The organism is Paenibacillus sp. FSL K6-1230, assembly GCF_038002385.1.
Classification (GTDB): domain Bacteria; phylum Bacillota; class Bacilli; order Paenibacillales; family Paenibacillaceae; genus Paenibacillus; species Paenibacillus massiliensis.
This window is the reverse complement of the sequence record NZ_JBBOCK010000001.1, coordinates 1990030-2008047: the sequence shown is the minus strand read 5'-3', so window position 1 is coordinate 2008047 and position 18018 is coordinate 1990030. Positions and strand designations below refer to the sequence as shown.

17 protein-coding genes are annotated in these 18018 nt (G+C 48.8%); 4 read left to right on the top strand and 13 right to left on the bottom strand.

Annotated elements, in window-relative coordinates; translation table 11 throughout:
- Positions 1-984 carry a DMT family transporter gene (locus tag MKX74_RS08860; protein ID WP_341178121.1) on the top strand — a complete coding sequence of 328 codons (984 nt, stop codon included), beginning with the start codon at positions 1-3 and terminating at the stop codon, positions 982-984.
- Positions 985-1081: 97 nt separating this feature from the next.
- On the opposite strand, the gene MKX74_RS08855 is transcribed toward MKX74_RS08860, so the two are convergent.
- The 5 genes from MKX74_RS08855 to ade all read right to left on the bottom strand — a co-directional run bounded on the left by MKX74_RS08855 (position 1082) and on the right by ade (position 6137).
- Positions 1082-1465, bottom strand: a complete 384-nt coding sequence (locus MKX74_RS08855; RefSeq protein WP_341178120.1) for a HEAT repeat domain-containing protein — start codon at positions 1463-1465, stop codon at positions 1082-1084.
- Positions 1466-1595: 130 nt separating this feature from the next.
- Complete coding sequence (locus MKX74_RS08850) at positions 1596-1958, bottom strand: DUF3139 domain-containing protein (RefSeq protein WP_018883615.1); 363 nt, start codon at positions 1956-1958, stop codon at positions 1596-1598.
- A 605-nt stretch (positions 1959-2563) separates the two neighbouring features.
- A complete protein-coding gene (locus tag MKX74_RS08845; RefSeq protein WP_341178119.1) occupies positions 2564-3121 on the bottom strand; it encodes a hypothetical protein in 558 nt (185 codons plus the stop codon).
- Between the two features lie 68 nt (positions 3122-3189).
- Entirely contained in the window at positions 3190-3792 is a 603-nt protein-coding gene (locus tag MKX74_RS08840; RefSeq protein ID WP_341178118.1) for a hypothetical protein, read from the bottom strand.
- 515 nt (positions 3793-4307) lie between these two features.
- Complete coding sequence (gene ade, locus MKX74_RS08835) at positions 4308-6137, bottom strand: adenine deaminase (protein WP_341178117.1); 1830 nt, start codon at positions 6135-6137, stop codon at positions 4308-4310.
- A gap of 400 nt (positions 6138-6537) precedes the next feature.
- On the opposite strand from ade, the gene MKX74_RS08830 reads away from it, so the two are divergent.
- Positions 6538-6978 carry an Imm63 family immunity protein gene (locus MKX74_RS08830; RefSeq protein WP_341178116.1) on the top strand — a complete coding sequence of 147 codons (441 nt, stop codon included), beginning with the start codon at positions 6538-6540 and terminating at the stop codon, positions 6976-6978.
- Between the two features lie 151 nt (positions 6979-7129).
- On the opposite strand, the gene helD is transcribed toward MKX74_RS08830, so the two are convergent.
- The 3 genes from helD to MKX74_RS08815 all read right to left on the bottom strand — a co-directional run bounded on the left by helD (position 7130) and on the right by MKX74_RS08815 (position 11757).
- A complete protein-coding gene (gene helD, locus MKX74_RS08825) occupies positions 7130-9508 on the bottom strand; it encodes an RNA polymerase recycling motor HelD (protein ID WP_341178115.1) in 2379 nt (792 codons plus the stop codon).
- A gap of 348 nt (positions 9509-9856) precedes the next feature.
- Complete coding sequence (locus MKX74_RS08820) at positions 9857-10621, bottom strand: exodeoxyribonuclease III (RefSeq protein ID WP_341178114.1); 765 nt, start codon at positions 10619-10621, stop codon at positions 9857-9859.
- Between the two features lie 77 nt (positions 10622-10698).
- Positions 10699-11757 carry an FUSC family protein gene (locus tag MKX74_RS08815; RefSeq protein ID WP_018883623.1) on the bottom strand — a complete coding sequence of 353 codons (1059 nt, stop codon included), beginning with the start codon at positions 11755-11757 and terminating at the stop codon, positions 10699-10701.
- Between the two features lie 428 nt (positions 11758-12185).
- Between MKX74_RS08815 and MKX74_RS08810 the strand changes: the two genes are divergently transcribed.
- Positions 12186-13529 (top strand): MFS transporter, encoded by a 1344-nt coding sequence (locus tag MKX74_RS08810; protein WP_341178113.1) that lies wholly within the window; start codon positions 12186-12188, stop codon positions 13527-13529.
- Here the strand turns inward: MKX74_RS08810 and MKX74_RS08805 are convergent.
- From MKX74_RS08805 to MKX74_RS08790, 4 genes are all read right to left on the bottom strand, one after another.
- Entirely contained in the window at positions 13477-13680 is a 204-nt protein-coding gene (locus MKX74_RS08805) for a YwbE family protein (protein WP_018883625.1), read from the bottom strand. The genes MKX74_RS08810 and MKX74_RS08805 overlap by 53 nt on opposite strands.
- A gap of 78 nt (positions 13681-13758) precedes the next feature.
- Complete coding sequence (locus MKX74_RS08800) at positions 13759-14496, bottom strand: DUF1361 domain-containing protein (protein WP_028592283.1); 738 nt, start codon at positions 14494-14496, stop codon at positions 13759-13761.
- 218 nt (positions 14497-14714) lie between these two features.
- Positions 14715-15908 (bottom strand): MFS transporter, encoded by a 1194-nt coding sequence (locus tag MKX74_RS08795; protein ID WP_028592282.1) that lies wholly within the window; start codon positions 15906-15908, stop codon positions 14715-14717.
- Between the two features lie 147 nt (positions 15909-16055).
- Positions 16056-16433 (bottom strand): MerR family transcriptional regulator, encoded by a 378-nt coding sequence (locus MKX74_RS08790; protein ID WP_028592281.1) that lies wholly within the window; start codon positions 16431-16433, stop codon positions 16056-16058.
- 183 nt (positions 16434-16616) lie between these two features.
- Between MKX74_RS08790 and MKX74_RS08785 the strand changes: the two genes are divergently transcribed.
- Positions 16617-17462, top strand: coding sequence for an SDR family oxidoreductase (locus MKX74_RS08785; RefSeq protein ID WP_341178112.1), 846 nt, complete (start codon positions 16617-16619; stop codon positions 17460-17462).
- Between the two features lie 183 nt (positions 17463-17645).
- On the opposite strand, the gene MKX74_RS08780 is transcribed toward MKX74_RS08785, so the two are convergent.
- Entirely contained in the window at positions 17646-17969 is a 324-nt protein-coding gene (locus MKX74_RS08780; RefSeq protein ID WP_028592279.1) for an ArsR/SmtB family transcription factor, read from the bottom strand.
- Between the last annotated feature and the right edge of the window lie 49 nt (positions 17970-18018).

Below are 18018 nucleotides of genomic sequence, written 5' to 3'. Positions count from 1 at the left end.
GTGAAGCCGGTTGTTATTGGTATAGCTGCGTCTTTCTTTTTCGCCTTCACCTTTGTACTCAATTCATCCATGCAGCAGTCAGGTGGAAGCTGGGTGTGGAGCGCTTCGTTGAGATATCTGTTTATGCTTCCACTTCTCCTGTGCCTGGTGCTGTTCAGACACAGACTTCGTCCTCTTTTAGCAGAAATGAAGAAAAACCCCGGTAGCTGGATACTATGGAGCACGGTCGGCTTCGGCTTCTTCTACGCCCCCTTGTGCCTTGCTTCGGCCTATTCGCCGGGATGGCTAATTGCGGGTACATGGCAGATGACGATTATATCTGGTACTTTGCTCGCACCGTTATTTGTCGAGACCATCCTAACCAGTAACGGCCCTGTTCAACACCGCGGGAAAATTCCCGTTAAAGGCCTTGCCTTGTCTCTCGTAATTCTTCTAGGCATTGTTCTGATGCAGGTTGAGCACGCGCAAGGAATATCACCGAAAAGTCTGCTGCTAGGTGTCATTCCTGTGCTGCTCGCCTCGGTCGCCTATCCACTAGGCAATCGTAAAATGATGGAGCTCTGCGGGGGGCGACTGGATACCACCCAGCGGGTACTCGGCATGACCATCGCCAGTCTGCCCTTCTGGCTGCTCCTCTCCTTGTATGGTCTTGCCACCGCAGGATTGCCCAGTAGGGAGCAGAGCCTTCAGGCGCTGCTGGTTGCTCTATTTTCCGGGGTGATTGCTACGGTTCTGTTCTTCAAAGCAACAGATCTGGTGCGCGGAGATCTTCGAAAACTAGCCTCCGTCGAAGCTACCCAATCTATGGAGGTGCTGTTTGCCTTGGCTGGTGAACTGTTGTTCCTGTCGCTTCCTCTTCCGTCTCCAGTAGCCTGGTTCGGCATGATGCTGGTGGTCATCGGTATGATTTTACATAGCTATGCATCACATCGAACGACGTCACCCCATGCACGTATCCAGAACACGAGGCCCATAGAGCGATAAGGTTAGAATTGTCCGATAGACCCAAACGAATGAACGCGCAGCGATGTCCTGTAGTCAGGGCTCACTGCGCGTCTTTGTTGTACAGCCATATATCGCTTTACTCCTGCTTCCTACCCAATTCAATCAGTGCCTGTGTCGCTGCTGCTCGAACTACAGGCTGTTCATGCTGCTCAAACCTGGTCACGATCGGAAGGTAAGCCGCATTAAAGGTAAGCCCTAGCGCATAAATCGCATCTGGAAGTAGCTCAGGATCCATATCCATCAAATGCTCCGCCAGATAATCGAGTCTGTCAGACGCGTATTCGCTCAGCAGCTGAAGAATATCCTCCTTCACAATCTGCACGTTGCAGCCGAATAGCTCCCGCTCCAGTAGCTGTATTAACTCCTCCTTGAAGGACAGCTCATAGCCAAAGTATGGATCAAGATATCGGTCCAGGCAAAAGAGCAGGCTTGCTTCTCCACAGTATTGGCACCCTGCCAATAATCACGTATAGCCCGTAGCCCCTGCCGAACCAGCTCCATATGCTGCTCGGTATACGTTATGCTGCTAACCTGTTGATTGTCCAAGGTTCCTGCCCCTCTTATATGCCGATCTTGTACTCTCTTGCCTACTACTGTTGAACAACATGCTTCAATTCTGACTTATTCAGCGTAAGCCCCTTCTCCTGTGCTTCCTTTGTAAGGTGGTAGCTGAACTGCATCACTTCATTGTGGGCAAAGTATACGTATTCCACATGGGGTTCATCCTTGAAGACTACCGTTGCGAAAAATGGGGGTAATTTGATGCCCCAAATTCCTTTGACAGATGCAATGTCTTCACGTGTGTAATGCTCTTGTCCGATCAGATACTGGCTTACCCGATTGGCGTAAATGACTTTATTCACTTGTACATATACGACAGGTGTCAGTATAACAACTACAACAATCGTCCAGATCACAATCGCGACGACCGATCTAGGCTTGCGCTTGGACATTCTTATTCAATCCCCCCCCATAGCTGTTCAATGACTGGTGGATTATATTCCTGTGGGAACCATGCCACGGCTAACCATAATGTCAACAAGATGCAAGCTATCCAAAGCAAACCCTTTATGAACAAGTTCAATTTCCTGGTCACAAAAAGCGTTGTCACAATCAGAGCCGTATTCGTGAATAAAATCGTGGGCAGATATACAATTCTACCAAGGCCAGTATAAGGGAACCTATAAATCAGTAGAGCGATGACCAGCATGGATGGTCCCCATGCAATTAGCATCTTGCTTAATGGGTCGTTCACACCGATCAACCCAGTAACACTGCACTGCGGTGCAAGGCCTAACTCTATCCGATTACATTCTTGACAGATATACGGATAGGGAATAATGATTGGAAGGATAGCCATGATTACGCCAATACCTACATCCCCGCTAAAGGCCCACCCCACTAAAATAACGTAACTGGAGAGAATAAGTCTGCTTAGGAAAGAATGGGCTTGCTTCAGCTCTGTAGTATCACATGTTGGACAAGTGTTCATCTGCGCCGATTTCCTTTTCTACAAATTGAGCTTATTAGATTGTGTGGCTAAGTGGCTGGGTCAAGTCTAAGATATGGCATTCTCATCTCGAACTACCTGGAATGAAAGCTTGGAGACTCTAAAATACCCTAGTATTTGGGACAAATTCTCTCTACTCTTTCCGTAATCAATCACTGTAGTTCGAAGTGCGGGTCTGCTATCAATTTCAATTCTCCACCGTTGCTCATCCACCGACTCCATTTGAAAGGATACAACCTCGCCCCAGGTGAGCCAATTTACGCCAGTTGTTGCGACAATCGTACCCCTTACCAGGTTATGCTCCTTGAGCTTGGTACGGGTGAGCATACGTAATGAAGATATACAGGTCTCGAAGATCTCCTGCTTCGTTCCCTCAACTTCGAGCTCAATGGTATTTCGGACTTGGATCTTCCCCTTCTCATAGCCCAACCGCTTCAGGTTAATCCACTGGATTAGTGAGGCAATCCCTGTCATGAACAGCCCGAATACCACGCCAAAGATCAGTGAGGATACAAGCCATGAGTCGCTGTATACTCTCATGAACAATCCCATACACAGTCCATAGGGGACCCCTGTAGCAAAAAACAAAATAAGCTTCTGCTTCATCGCTTGCTCCCTTCTTTTATGTAATACGTTTTGCCTTTATGGCTAAATGACTATTTAACACGCTCACCTTACATCGAATCAATCCATGCTACGAATTCCCTCACACTACCCGCAGGGTTAATGGCCGTATTCATCTCAGCGATCTCGTCATTATATTCCAGCTCATGAATGAGCAATGGGACGATACGACCGAACACACGTTGTACGTCTCCCTGATCGTGCAGTCTTTGAATGACACCCTTCACCAGCTCATAGAAATTCGCTACAATCTGGTTACCCAGCTCCATAGCCTGGTTAAAATCTGCTGCTTCCAATTCATCCGTATAATATGATGGCAGAGACTTAACCCATTGATCTCTCAACGGTAGCGTCTCGGACGCCTCATCGTCGTAGCTATCGCCAATGACAATCTCCTCATTTTGCAGCCAAAATGCATAATTCCATCTGGCTTCAGCAGGGTCCGATGCATCGGACAGGCTATTCTGTACCTGAGATTCTGTGTTATAGCCGAACACCAGCCGCGGCTGTCTAGGATCATCATCCTCACATTCAATGTAGAACGACAACACATACATATCGTCCAAGAGCTGCTGCTCCCAGGTATCTACTTGCTTTTGAATCATTTGATATATCGTATCTTCTAAGCTATTCGTTTCTTTCAAGCTATTCATGCTTATGCCCCCCAATAATATTTAATGTAATGAATTAGTTGCTTGACCAGATCAACTATAATGTAGAGCCGCTGCAAGCGGGGAGCCTGTTGACCGCTGTTAAGCTTGTTATTCTTCGATCTATGCTGAATAGCTGTTGAACAGCAAGCTGAAATCATATTCGTTCAAGATAAAAGTTAACCTATGTAATTATTACTCTACTAAATAGACATACCATGTAGCACTCACGAGCTATTGGGCCCTGTACCATCCGAATATAGCATTCAACCTCATATCACTAGCTAATCCTTGTTCATGATAACCTAAAATGTGGAATTTGCGAAGTGCTTGTAGTTCTTTTATTCCAATGCCCACAAAAAAGAAGGCACCCTTCTCTTTGAAGATCCGGGTGTCCTTCTCAGCAACTACACTACATACTCTAACTTATATTACGTACTTCAGCCTAGACTACATAGTCAACCGTATGACTCCCCATACACATGCCGTCCATATACTAACACTCGCTTGTAAATGAATTAACTCTCCAGCTCATGTCCAATGAACATGGACACCTTGCGGATACCGTCGACACCGATGACAACGAGCCCTTGATCGGACAGGCGGATCTCGGGAATCACGACCAAAGCGAGCAACGACAGGGTCATAAATGCATTATTAAGCTTACAGCCTGCTTGCTGGAGCGCGAGACTGATGCTCTCCGACTGATGGGCCACCTCGGCAAATGGGGCATCGGACATCAGACCTGCGATCGGCAGCGGGAATATTGTAGCATCTTCATTCGTACACACTACTGCTCCACCTTGCAGCTCAATGACTTGATTTGCGGCCTTGGCCATCAGTTCATCATCATTTCCGATTACAAGCAGGTTATGGCTATCATGCGCTACGGTCATGGCAATCGCGGCTGGAATCGTGAAGCCAACACCCGTCACCAACGCTACCGAGCCTGCGCCCGTCCCCTTATGTCGTTCGAATACTGCAATCTTGCACAGATCACTGGTCAGATCAGCGGTGACCACACCATTACTTACAGCGACCTTGCGTTGCACTTCCTTCGTCTCTACGTGATTCTCCGTCACCTGGATGACACGCACCTCCGCTGCTCCATCCGGGCATGGGGCTTGAATGGTGAAGCGGTCCGGGGTGAACTCCGCCTTCAGCCGCACAGTGTTCTTCACTTCGTCAGGGTAGCGGAAGCTGTCCCAGTCCGCGATCATATGGCCATGCTCGGCTACCAGCTGACCAGCAGCAATCGTTGCGCTCACTTGTACATCAGCCAATCGACCGTCCAGCAAAATAATATCTGCAATCGAACCCGGTGTCACCGAGCCGATATCCCGAGCCACCCCGAAGCGCTCAGCCGTATTAAGCGTAGCCATCTGGAATGCTGTAATGGGCTTCACTCCTTGCGCAATGGCATGACGCACGACATAATCCATCTGCCCTTCATGCAAGAGCGATTCCGCGCTGCGATCATCCGTTACCAGCATCATGCGCCGTGTATCCAGCCCCATCTCCGTACAGGCACGGATCGTCTCGGCAACATCATGCCAGGCCGACCCCTGTCTCATCTTGGCGTACATACCAAGTCGAATGCGCTCGGCTACATCCTCGGGCGTGACGCATTCGTGATCCCCCGAGACACCACTTGCAGCATATACCGGAAGCCGCCAATCATCCGAGGCCCATGTGAAATGTCCATCTGCAACCTTGCCTGCACGCAATGTCGCCTGAATTTCGCCGATCATCGTCTCATCCCCATACACGACACCCGGGAAATTCATCACCTCACCAAGACCAATCATATCCGGTCCCCAGGTCAGTGCTTCTGCTACTTCTGCAGGACCAAAAGCAGCTCCTGAGGTCTCAAGCTCCGCACTCGTCGAAGGGACACATGAGGCTACCTGCATGTAGGCTGCCATAGGCGTGGTCCGCGCATCCTCCAGCATAAGCCGCAGTCCTGGCAGTCCCAATACATTGGAAATCTCGTGTGCATCGAAGAAGCCACCTGTAACTCCTAGCGGCAGCACCGCTTTGGCGAACTCTGTAACGGTGAGCTGAGTGCTCTCAATATGACAGTGTCCATCCAGCAGTCCTGGGGCAATATAACGACCATTCGCTTCAATAATTACAGTCTCCGGACCGATCGTATGCTCTACATTGGCACCTACATAGGCAATTCGACTGCCCTGAATAGCGACCGACATATTCGGAATGATCTCGCCAGAGGTCACATTTACGAGCGTTCCACTCCGAATGACCAGAGATGCAGGCTTATCCCCTCTGGCTGTAGCCACCAGCTCCGGTACACAATCCGCAAGTGGCGGACGTTGAAATTGATTCATTACACATGACCTCCATAGCAATAATACAAGCTATTCCATTCGACCCGTAGAATCAACCTGCAAAAAATATATGTTTCGTATTATAATCCTGTGGCATGGATATGTAAATCATCTTTATCTCGACTGTTCGATCCACCAAAAAAGGCGTACAAAACTGTGCATTCACCGAATACGCTGTCATTTGTGCGATATATTAGCTTACACTTTATCTATGCAAATTATATTAGCTCATGTACGTGATGAGTTATTGAGTGAGGAATGATAAGGTTATATCAGGATGATGTCCATACGTTATCCGTGCATGTCCATACAATGTCTGTTCAGTGTCCATACAATGTCTGTGCAATGTCCACACAGTGTCCGTGCAATGACCGCCCTACAACGGAAAGGAGACGATCTCATGTCCCTCTATAACACACAACAATTGATTGATCAGATTATGACCCATCTCCACGGCACCACTCTGCCTCAAGACAACCTCTACAAGATGGTAGAGGCTTTATTCGACGAGAAGCATTATCCTGATCTCGTACCGCACATTATCGTTGAGCCCACTTGCTACCGACTGCAATTACATGAGCGTGGGATCCTCATTCAAGAGCGGCGCACCTTTCAGGCGGAGGATGCCATCTATCTCGTGCTGGAGCAGGTCATTCACGATTCGGCATATGTGATGCTTCTTAAGAAATACAGTAAGGATAATATCACAGCACACCTGAAGCATACTCCTGACATCATTAATGAACTGATGAGCATTATTCATCAGGCCTTTGAGCAAATAGGAGGTATTTTCGACGAATGGCATCTGTCTGGCAGATTTAAAGAGCTTCTAAATGAATAGCTTTTAAAATGAATAAGAGGAGCGGAATATCCGCCCCTCCCTTATCACATTGATTTCACTGATTTCACCACACGCTGCAAGACACTCATGTCCTTGGCTACCTGTTAACTTAGATCTGCTGTATAGCCATCAGCCGCGCCTTAGGTGTCAGTTACACATTCACATTCGCTTGCTCATAGGTACTAGCAGCCTGCTCGGTGATGAAGCGGCTCGGATTACCGAGCGAATACAAGTGTAGTGAATGCATAGCTCGGGTACAAGCGGTGTAAAAGAGCTTACGTTCATGCTCATGTGTGTACTGCTCCTCGGAAGCATTGTAGATGAGCACCCCATCGAACTCCACGCCCTTGGCAAGATAGGCGGGTATGACATGAATGCCCTTCTCAAAGGCGGGTGTAGTCTTCTTGATCAGCTTCGGCTTGGCATCCACATGTCTTGCTGTCAGCTCCTGCTCCAGTCTCTGGTATACAGACAAGCTTTCCTCCGCTGTCTTGCAGATCACAGCAATCGACTCATAGCCTTCCTGCAGGAGCTGCTGGATATCGGAGATGATCGCTGCTTCATGCTCCGTCTGATCGCCAGTCATGTACACCCTTGGCTTATCCCCGCTTCGGTTGAACGGTACGATCTGGTCGCCGCCCGGAACCATTCCCCTCGTAAATTCAATAATTTCCTGCGTTGAGCGGTAGCTGCGAGTTAACGAGATCAGCTCGGTCTGCTCCGGTCCGTACAGGGTACTTAGAGGACCCGCATCCTGCAGCACCGAGGAATGAGCATAGATCGCTTGATTAAAATCACCGAGCGCCGTCATCTTGGCCCGTGGAAACAGCTGCTTGATGAAGGCCAGCTGGAACGCGGAATAATCCTGCGCCTCATCTATGAAGACATGATGAATATCGCTATTGGAGCGGAAGCCCAGCATAATCTCATGAAGGTAGAGGTAAGGTGTGGCATCCTCATAGGCTAGCTCTCCCTTGCCGATACGCTCGAGTGTAATTCGGCAGATATCCTGCCATTCTAGAGGCAATCTGTTTCCGTCTGCCAGCTCACGATAGAGCTCCTCATTCGTGAATAGCTCACTATACAGCTTCTTGATGTTCACGAACCGTAGCGTCTTGATCCACTTGCGAAGCGGTTTCAGACGATTGCTGACCACCATTTTGGCCAGTATGTCACGCTCCATGTCGAAATCATCAAAGCTTCCTGCCAGATTTCCTTTCTTCTTGCGACGAAGGCGGTTATACGCACGCTGATATTCTTCCTTATCCAGCAGCTCGATCTGATCATCGACCCATGAAGCCGACAACTCCTCCTTGCCAAATCGCGATAGCTCCTTCAGCATCCACTCCCGCAGTTGCTCCAGCCGATTAGCTAGACGGACCGATGGATCGAAGCCATAGAATTGATGATGAATCATTTCTGATGAGATGATCTCCCGCCCCTGGAAGCGAACAGGCTTGAAGATCATCCCTTGCTTCTCCAACCTACTTCGATAGGCACGAATGACCTGAAGGAATCTCTCAGAGGATTTGTACTGCATGCTAGCAATTCGGGCCTTATAATCAGGTGTCTCTGTGGCAGAAAGCACATATTCGAGCTGCTCAAATGGGTCCTCCAGTTGGAACTCCCTGCCTAGTCGCCGTTCTAGATATTCCTGGAAGGTGGCCTGCTGCATGTTCTCTTCGCCAAGCTCTGGCAAGACTGTGGACACGTAGCTGTTGAACATCGGATTCGGCGAGAACAGCACGACCTGATCCGCGCTTAGCCTCTCCCTGTATTTGTACAAGAGGTATGCCACCCGCTGGAGCGCTGCAGACGTTTTTCCGCTACCAGCAGCACCCTGCACGATCAGCAGCCGTGTTCGATCATCCCGAATAATACGGTTCTGCTCCCTTTGAATCGTGGCAACAATGCTCTTCATCTGAGCATCTGAGCTACGGCTCAGTACCGCCTGCAGCAGCTCATCTCCAATCGTGACCCCCGTATCAAACATGAATTTGATATCACCATCTCGAATAACGAACTGCCGTTTGAGCGTTATTTCCCCGGAAATGTTACCAGAAGGTGTCTTGTACTCCGCTGGGCCTGGCATACTGTCATAATAAAGATTTGAGATGGGTGCACGCCAGTCGTAAATCAGGAAGCTCAGCTCATCCTCGTCGAGCAAGGAGGCGATGCCCAGATATATTTTATCTGCCTTCTGCCCCTCCTCTGCAAAGTCAATGCGCCCGAAATACGGGCTCTGCTCTAGCTTGCGAAGCCTGCCTAGCGTCTCAAAGGATAGCTTATGCCGGTGCTCACGCTCAGCCAGTACCTGTGATTGCTGACGCATACTGGTCGAGGTCTCCCCTACATCATCAGACTCGGACAGGTTGATCGTTACTTCATCCCAGAATTCCTTCCGCATCGTAATAACATCTCCGCGCACGTCCCCAGTTTCGGCTTCCAGCTTACGGATCTGCTTGTGAATGAGTGAAGTGACGGAATCGACTCGTTCCTGTTCTGTTTTCCACTCTTGTTCGGTACTCATCTATGAATCTCCCCCTTATTTTGTGTTCAGCACACTGCTGCAATAACCAGCGTTACTGGCAAAGGCAACAATCCTTGTGAAGGTGCAAATGAATTACCACTCGTAATGAACCTTTTATGACTATGAAAATCAGGGATTGTTCTAACATTGAAAATGTAGTATAATAATGTTATCTAAGTAAACTTTCGAATTTATATCGGGAAGCTATATTGTTTACTTAACCACATTGAATCAGGAATATGGCTCTTTCTGGAATGAACAGAGCATTCATTATTGTAGCATTTTAAGCCACCATGTTCAAATTGAACAGGTGGCTTTTTTAGTTATCATGTGGTTAGAAGTGCTTGCTCAATGTGTTGGCAACTGTAGTTGCAAGCTGACAGGACAGTGATCACTGCCCAGGACATGACAGTCAATCTGCGCCTCCTGTATAGCCTTCTCCAGCTTCTTCGATACGAGGAAATAGTCGATGCGCCAGCCAACATTGCGTTCACGAACCTTCGGCATGTAGGACCACCAGCTGTAGACGTCTGTACGATCCGGATACAGATGGCGGTAGCTGTCCAGATATCCGGCGGCAAGCAGCGCTGTCATCTTGCTCCGTTCCTCCAGTGTGAACCCGGAGTTACCCATGTTGGGCTTGGGATTCTTCAAATCCATCTCCTGGTGAGCCACATTCAGGTCCCCACAAATAATAACCGGCTTCAACTGCTCCAACCCTAACACGTAGGCTAGAAAGCGATCCTCCCACTCCAGTCGGTAAGGCAGACGTGTAAGATCACGTTTGGCATTGGGCGTATAGACGTTTATTAGGTAAAATGCCCCGAATTCCAGTGTAATCATTCGTCCCTCCGGCTCGCTGTCTTCCTCCATGCCATAACGAACACTCAGCGGCTTCATCCGAGTGAATATGGCCGTACCGGAATAGCCCTTCTTAAGCGCATAGTTCCAATATTGATAGACATCCTCTCCGAGGTCCAGTTCAATCTGGCCTGCCTGCAGCTTCGTCTCCTGCACGCAGAATATATCTGCTTGCATTTCTTGATAATAATCCATGAATCCTTTATTTACACAGGCTCGCAAGCCATTGACATTCCATGATATCAGCTTCATGCTCTCTCCACCTCTCACTCACATCACAACAATAAAGCACGGGCTTCATGACGCATAGCAGGCAAGCGGAGCACTCTCTATCTCCGCAGCCATGTCACGGTATTGCGCCCCTGCTTCAGATCCCGGCGATGAATCCGGTCAGCCAGTCGGTTCATCCGTTCCAGCTGATGTCCGTAATCGTACATGCTTGCTGCAACTACTGCTAGCCTCAGCATGCCATTATCGTCCTTCTGCTCGAAGCCCTCAATCGCCTTGTTCATGAAGTCTTCATTCATTCTCTCAAAGTTGCGAGATTCCTCTTCATTAGGCTTCAGCTTGTCCTCGAATTTGAGCAGCCCATGCTCATGGAACTTGATCTGCCGCTCCAGATGCTCATCGAAGAAGCGATCCGCTCCTTCGGGACGCTCCGCCTGAAAATAATGGCGCTCAATCGCATTCAGCACCTCATAGCCTTTTTCCAGCCCCAATAGCATTTGCTTATACACGACCAGCTGACGGCTCTTGCTGTAGCGCGCACGCTTTAGCTTCTTCTGCTCTTCCTCGAACAGATTATACTTATCGGATAGAGACTTAATCGCTGCCCCCAGACTGCTCTTCTCGTCTCTGAATACCGTCTCCTTCATCTCATCCGATATCGCCGTACGCAGCAAGAGTGACATCTGCGAGAACACACTATGTATCTGACTCAGAAATTGCTTCCTTGGCTTGGGAGGAAAGACCGTAATATTAATAATGAATGCCGACACAATACCGATCAAGGTCAACACAAAACGCGTAATAGCGAACTGCCAATCGTCACTCGCCTCCATGACAGATACCACCGTAACCAGCGTCAGACCGATTGTCTCTCCCATCTTCAGCTTCAGACAGATCATAATAACCAGACTGCATACTAATCCGACTGCGATGGGCTGGTTCGAGATGAACATTCCACCGAGAAGTGCCATCCCTGCCCCGAGCGTCGTCGTCTGTACCTGATCGAGAAAATACCGCCATGACCTGTAGATCGAAGGCTGCATGGCAAAAATAGCAGCAATGGCAGCACCTACGGGCGATTGGGCATCAATCAGCATGCTCAAATACAGAGCCAATGTGACTGCTATACCAGTCTTTAACACCCTTGCTCCAAATGCCAAGCTAATCCCTCCTGTGACGCAAATACAATGCTGGAAACAATTCGCTCATCCGCGAATATACCTTATATTTGCCCAATACCTTATGATTTCAATGGAAAATATGAATGTAGTCATGCCGATCTACTATATAGAATTCAGCGACTATTGTCTAGAAGTATTATACCCCATACGATGAGGTATGAAATGAGGTATAAAACCAAGCTTACATGACCTGTTACAGCATTATACCTCAACATGACGATACTCTGCCAATACGCTTGATTACGATCTGTTCACATCCACCAAGAACCACGAATTCACAAAGGAATATAGGCAGTGGATCTGTTGCACGCAGCAAGAACCTGTTAGAATAACAAGATTGGCATGGATACATTGAGTTCCTGACCGGTATAGAGTCAGGTTACATAAGGATCGGGGGATTACCGCTCGTGGAAGGCTTCATACAACGGCTGCAGCATTGGCCACGTAATGTGCGATTGTTCTTTATAGCGAACATGCTTTACCAGATTGGTGGAGGAATGTTCTCTGTTCTATATAATCTCTATATTCAAGGACTAGGCTATTCGGAGACGATGAATGGACGAATCATCAGTGTACAGTCACTGGTGACCGCAATCATGTTCATTCCCGTCGGCCTTCTGGGCGACCGGCTAAGCCGCAAAACACTGCTGATCCTAGGCGCGTGCTGTAGCGGACTTTTATTCGTCGGGCGCTCCTTCTGGGCAGAGGGCTCAGGCATGCTTCTGCTGGCTGGCGTGTCAGGATTATTCGCTGCCTTCGTGCAGGTGCTGGCCATCCCCTTTTTGGCGGAAAGTGTAAGCAAAGCCGAACGACTGCGCGTCTTCAGCCTATACTCTTCGATTGTGCTCGCATCACAGATTATCGGGAGTCTGGGTGGTGGGGTATTTGCAGACGGACTGCAATGGGCTGGACTGAATCACATTACTAGCCTTCAACTGGTGCTATGTGTAGGTGGGATTGCAACTCTGCTGTCTTTCATTCCTCTGCTGTATATGTCCGAGGCCCCTAGCAGGGGCAAGATCGTCCAGGCAGCTGCAGCGACAGAGCAAGCCGTGAATACTGTCCGTGCGCCGCAGGAGCAGGGAGAAGCCTCTTCAGCTCCCACGACCCAGACAGTACAGCTACAGCGCAGAGATCAGAATGCGGGCGGCTCGAACGATAGGAGGATTATCAGCCAGTTCGTGCTGACTCAGCTCCTGATCGGATTCGGGTCTGGACTCGTCATTCCGTATTTGAACCTGTATTTTACGAACCGCTTCAATGCCTCACTCAGCGGTATGAGCCTGCTGATCGCTCTGGGACAAGTCATGACCATCGTCTCCATGCTAATCGGTCCATATCTGGCGGCAAGGCTAGGCTCAGTAAAGGCAGTCGTTTGTTTTCAGGTATTATCGTTGCCCTTCCTGCTCATTACAGGCTTTACGAACCTGCTGTGGGTAGCTTCGATTAGCTTCCTGTTCAGACAAGCACTGATGAATGCAGCTAATCCCATTCACTCCTCGGTCATGATCGACCGGGTATCCGATCGCAGACGTGGAATTGCCAATTCCATGATGCAGACAGCATTTATGATCGGATGGGCCACCATGGGCCCTGTTCAATCCTATTTGATTACGACGTACGGCACCTACTGGGGCTATGCTATCACCTTTAGCATCACCGGAGTTCTGTATAGCGTATCCTCACTTCTGTATTACTTTATGTTCCGGGAGTCCCGATCTGCTTCACCCGTCCGACCTGGCCACTCGTAAGCCGTACCTTGATTCCATGAGGATGCTGCGCCGAGTTGGTCAGGATGTCCTTGACGATCCCCCGTGTCAGCTTGCCGGTGGCCTGATCCTGCTTCAATACAATGGCCACCTCTAGACCCGGTCTGATGCTTGCTCTGTTCTGTCCATTCATGATTTGTCCTCCTGCAATTATTCTTCTTAATTTTAATATAAATTTAACCAAACACTTCTTCACAAGCTTGCTACGCGGTCACAAATCCAATGAACGATGCTCCGTGGCCCGGCCACTATGGGATACCGCCCAAATGAACATATAGCATGTCACCAGGAACAGGAAAAACATCCCTGCACCACTCATAAAATGACTGGCTGCCTCTGCATCTGCCCAGAGACTGCTGATCTGTTGGTAGAGAAGCAGAGGATCCATGACCATATCCCACGTGTTCGCCCGCAGAAATCTTCCTAAATAAATCCCAATAGACGTCAGACCCAGCACAATGAAGGTGAACGTCCAACTGATCAGCACTCCATAGCTATGACGGACAAGCTGTCGTACCGATTCCAGCGAGAAGTAGCCGAGCATGATTCCACAGAAGCCCACTAACAACATGGGCAGCAGATGGCTCCAGAATGTAATCTGCATCCAGAAGCGCCCTTCCGCTACCCAAGGCTGCCTCACTACATGCAGCATATCCGTAATTAGATAAGGGGTATTAGGGTAAAAAAACAGCCAGATGGCTCCGGCAAGCGACAGATACACCGTACGCAGCAGCCCTTTACGAGAGGCATAGCCTACATCCAGCAATACAGCGAAGATGACCGGAATCAATGCCAGCAGCATATTCCACGACACGAATCGATATGCAGGTGCCCCGGAGGGAAGCTGCACCCGAATCGCCCACACCGTGCTCACCACTGCTACTAAGATGATGACCAGTAGGGCGCTCAGCTTTCGGGGGTAATTCATTGCTCTCAATTTTGCGTACATAGCTCCTCCTCTAACCTTTGCCGCAGAATGATAACAATAACTCGATTGTCTCACTCCCAGCCTTTCAATAGAACGCGATGCTTCGGACAGTGTACAACAATTGATCCTGTTCGACAACGCTTCCAGACCACTCCTCTTATCTTACCCCTGTCATGCAGCAACAAAAAACCGTAGGCTCCGAGTGACGGAGAATACGGTTGTTATTGTGTGTAGAATAATTATTTGCGGAGCGCGGATACGATCTCCCGTGAACGGTGAAGCTCCTTGTTCTTCGTTCCAAACACCACGACCAGCAGCATAACAACACCCAATGCAGCACTAATGACGCATGCCAGATTCATTAAATCAGGCCCACCAATATCCAGCAGGAAGCCGTTCAGCGCATTCCCCATAATTCCAGCAACGCCCACGAAGACCATGCTGAAAATACTTTGTCCAGTCGCCTGCATACTCTTGCCCGATACTCGTGCTACATATTCTACTGCCGCAATATAGAAGAAGCCAAAGGACAGTCCATGCAGCGTTTGTACCCCGATCATGACATAAGGATGCGGGAATACGATCTGAATGGCCCAACGCAGCATATATGCGATAGCAGCCAGCAGCATCGTACGCTCCAGTCCCATTCGCTTAATCACCTTCGAAGCAATCAACATGGACGGCACATTCGTAATGGCCGCGAGCATCATAGCGAGACCAGCCAGATTATCCGAGCCCCCAGCGATACGGAACGCCAGCACAAAATACGTATTAAAAGCCGTCAGCGTCTGGTTCAGCAAGAGCGAGCCAGCAAGGAAGAACAGGAATATACGGTTCCCAAGCAGCTCCTTAATCCCCTCTGTGAAAGATTTGCGCAGCGAATGATCCTCCTCCGCTTTGCGTGGCAGCAGGAGAGCAACTGCAGCCGCCAGCCCATTTAGCACCAGATAGGGAATCCAGATATTCGATACATCTGATAAAGACACGAGCCAGCCGCCAGCATAGCTCCCGATCGCAAAGCCGAGACTTGCCAGCAGCCGAATGCTGCCATACGTAACTCCCACCCGCTGGGCGGTTACTATGGCATAAGAGTCTGCAATCGGAGCCTGCGTAGCCGCAAAGACCGTAATAATACTATATACAAGCATAATAATCAGAAATGATTGGGATTGATAAAACAACACCATGATGCCTGGCACCGCTACGCTAAGAATAAGGACAAGCCTCATCTGCTGATAACGGTCCGCGATCACTCCCCACACAGGCTGTGCAAAGATGGATACCAGCGTGCCGACCGCCATAATGACGCCCACATCACTGCTTGTCAGACCATTGTTCACTAGCAGCAGCGTCAGGTAGGGGCTGAATGATCCGCTAGCCAGTCCAATGAATAGGTAAAAGCTTCGTAATTTGTATAATTGACCGCTCTGCATAAGCTGTAAGCTTCCTCTCTGCAACCCACCGTTGTTGCTTGTTTGCTCCGAGACATCTTTTACCGAACAAGCTATGACGAATCAAGCTCCAAGCTTCCATTATACTCATTTTATACATATTGAAAAGGACCAGACTCACAGTCTGACCTAAGGCAGTTTGTCAAATCTATTTTGCTGGATGTCGATTAAAGCCAGCTTGTAGTTAAGTCTCTCCAACGCCTTCATTAAGAGCGATATTTGCTCCTCTACCTTGCTCTTCTGAAGTGATAGAATCTCCTTTCTTTCCTCCAATGTAGTGTTCTTGTCTTGATAAAGCTCCAAGTATTTTCTGATCTCGCTCAAAGATAAACCCGTTGAACGCAGTGCCAGTACCGACTCGATCCAGTCAATGATGGAATCGTCAAATATGCGCATTCCGTTCATGTCTCGCTCAATTGGGGGGAGTACGCCTTCTTTTTCGTAAAATCGCAGGGTATATGCGGAAATACCCGTTTTCTCCGAAACTTCTTTAACAGTATAAGCCATAAGTGTTCTCCACCGCCTATCTATATTAGAGTTACTCTAACTCAGATTAGTGATTTAAACGTTATCTTGTCAAATCAATCTTCGATTATCAATGTTTTATTTCAGGGGCTTGACTTAGAGTTTCTCTAATCTCCTATGCTATAACCAGAACCCATACATGATGATGACGAAGGAGAGATTTCTATGACTAAAACTGTGTTGATTACTGGATGCTCGACAGGCTTGGGAAATACCACAGCCAAAAAATTTGCTAATGAGGGATGGAATGTTGTAGCGACAATGCGCAAGCCTGATGGGCATCTAACTGCAGAGTATCCCGAGCGGTTAATCGAAGCTGCGCTCGATGTCACAGACCACGCAAGCATTGAGGCTGCGATGGTGGCAGGAATAGAGCGGTTTGGCCGACTTGACGCTGTAGTGAACAATGCTGGAATCAGCGTCGCAGCTATTTTTGAAGCCACCCCCATGGAGGTTGCCCGTCAGATTTTCGAAACCAATGTATTTGGCGTTATGAATGTCATTAAGGCTATTATCCCACATTTTCACGAGCAAGGGGGCGGAACTATTGTGAACATCAGTTCCAGCATCGGTTATGCGCCAGCTCCGTTGCTTGCAGTCTATTCCGCAACGAAGCATGCGGTTGAAGGGCTAACAGAATCCCTGTCCTACGAGCTTGAATCGCAGAATATCGCTATCAAGTTGGTCGAACCGGGATATATGCGGACTACGAACTTCTCGGCAAGCTCCACCGCCACCCTGAACATTCCTATTCCGCCTTCTTACCAATTCTACTTTGACCAATTAATGCAGAATATGATTAACTATCCATTTGATTTTGCAGATGAGAATGGGGTCGCCGAGCAGGTGTATGTCGCCACCTGTGACCAATCGGATCGTCTGCGCTTTGTCGCAGGTCCAGATGCAGAAGAGATGGCCCGACTGAGATGGACCGAGACGGAGGAAACGTATTTAAGCGCCATGCGGGGTCTAATGGGGCACATGACTTGGCGGGAATCGCTCGAGAAGTAGAAAAATAAACGACGGAAGAGCCCAGATTGGGCCCTTCCGTCGTTTTTTCGCTGAGAATGGTTAATATAGATATTTCCTACTAGAAATGAACCGATCAAAGAGGAGTACAATTCTTAGTTTTCATAACATCAAAGCACGACCAATAATAGGTTACTAGTAGTCAGCTTCCCAAGTAATAAGTATCTATTCTGCGCTACTCAGCGTAGCCTCATAGGAATCCAGTATGGTGCTCAGCACACCTGGAAATCGGACTTCCAGATCTTCCGCACGCAAGGAAATGAAGCGCTGGGTGCCCTGAATACGTGTGCGGACAATCCCCGCTTCACGCAATGTACGCAGGTGGTGGGAGAGCGTCGACTTGGCAATAGGTACAGTGAAGCTGTTGCAGGCCTGCTCACCATTCTGCCGGATATCACGGACGACACTCAGACGGATTGGATCGCTCAAGGCATATAGTACGGTGGACAACACTAGGTCCTCCCGCGACGGATGATGGAGCTGCTTCATAATCATACTTCTCCTTATTTGTGATTAAGAGAAACGCTTACTTCACTTC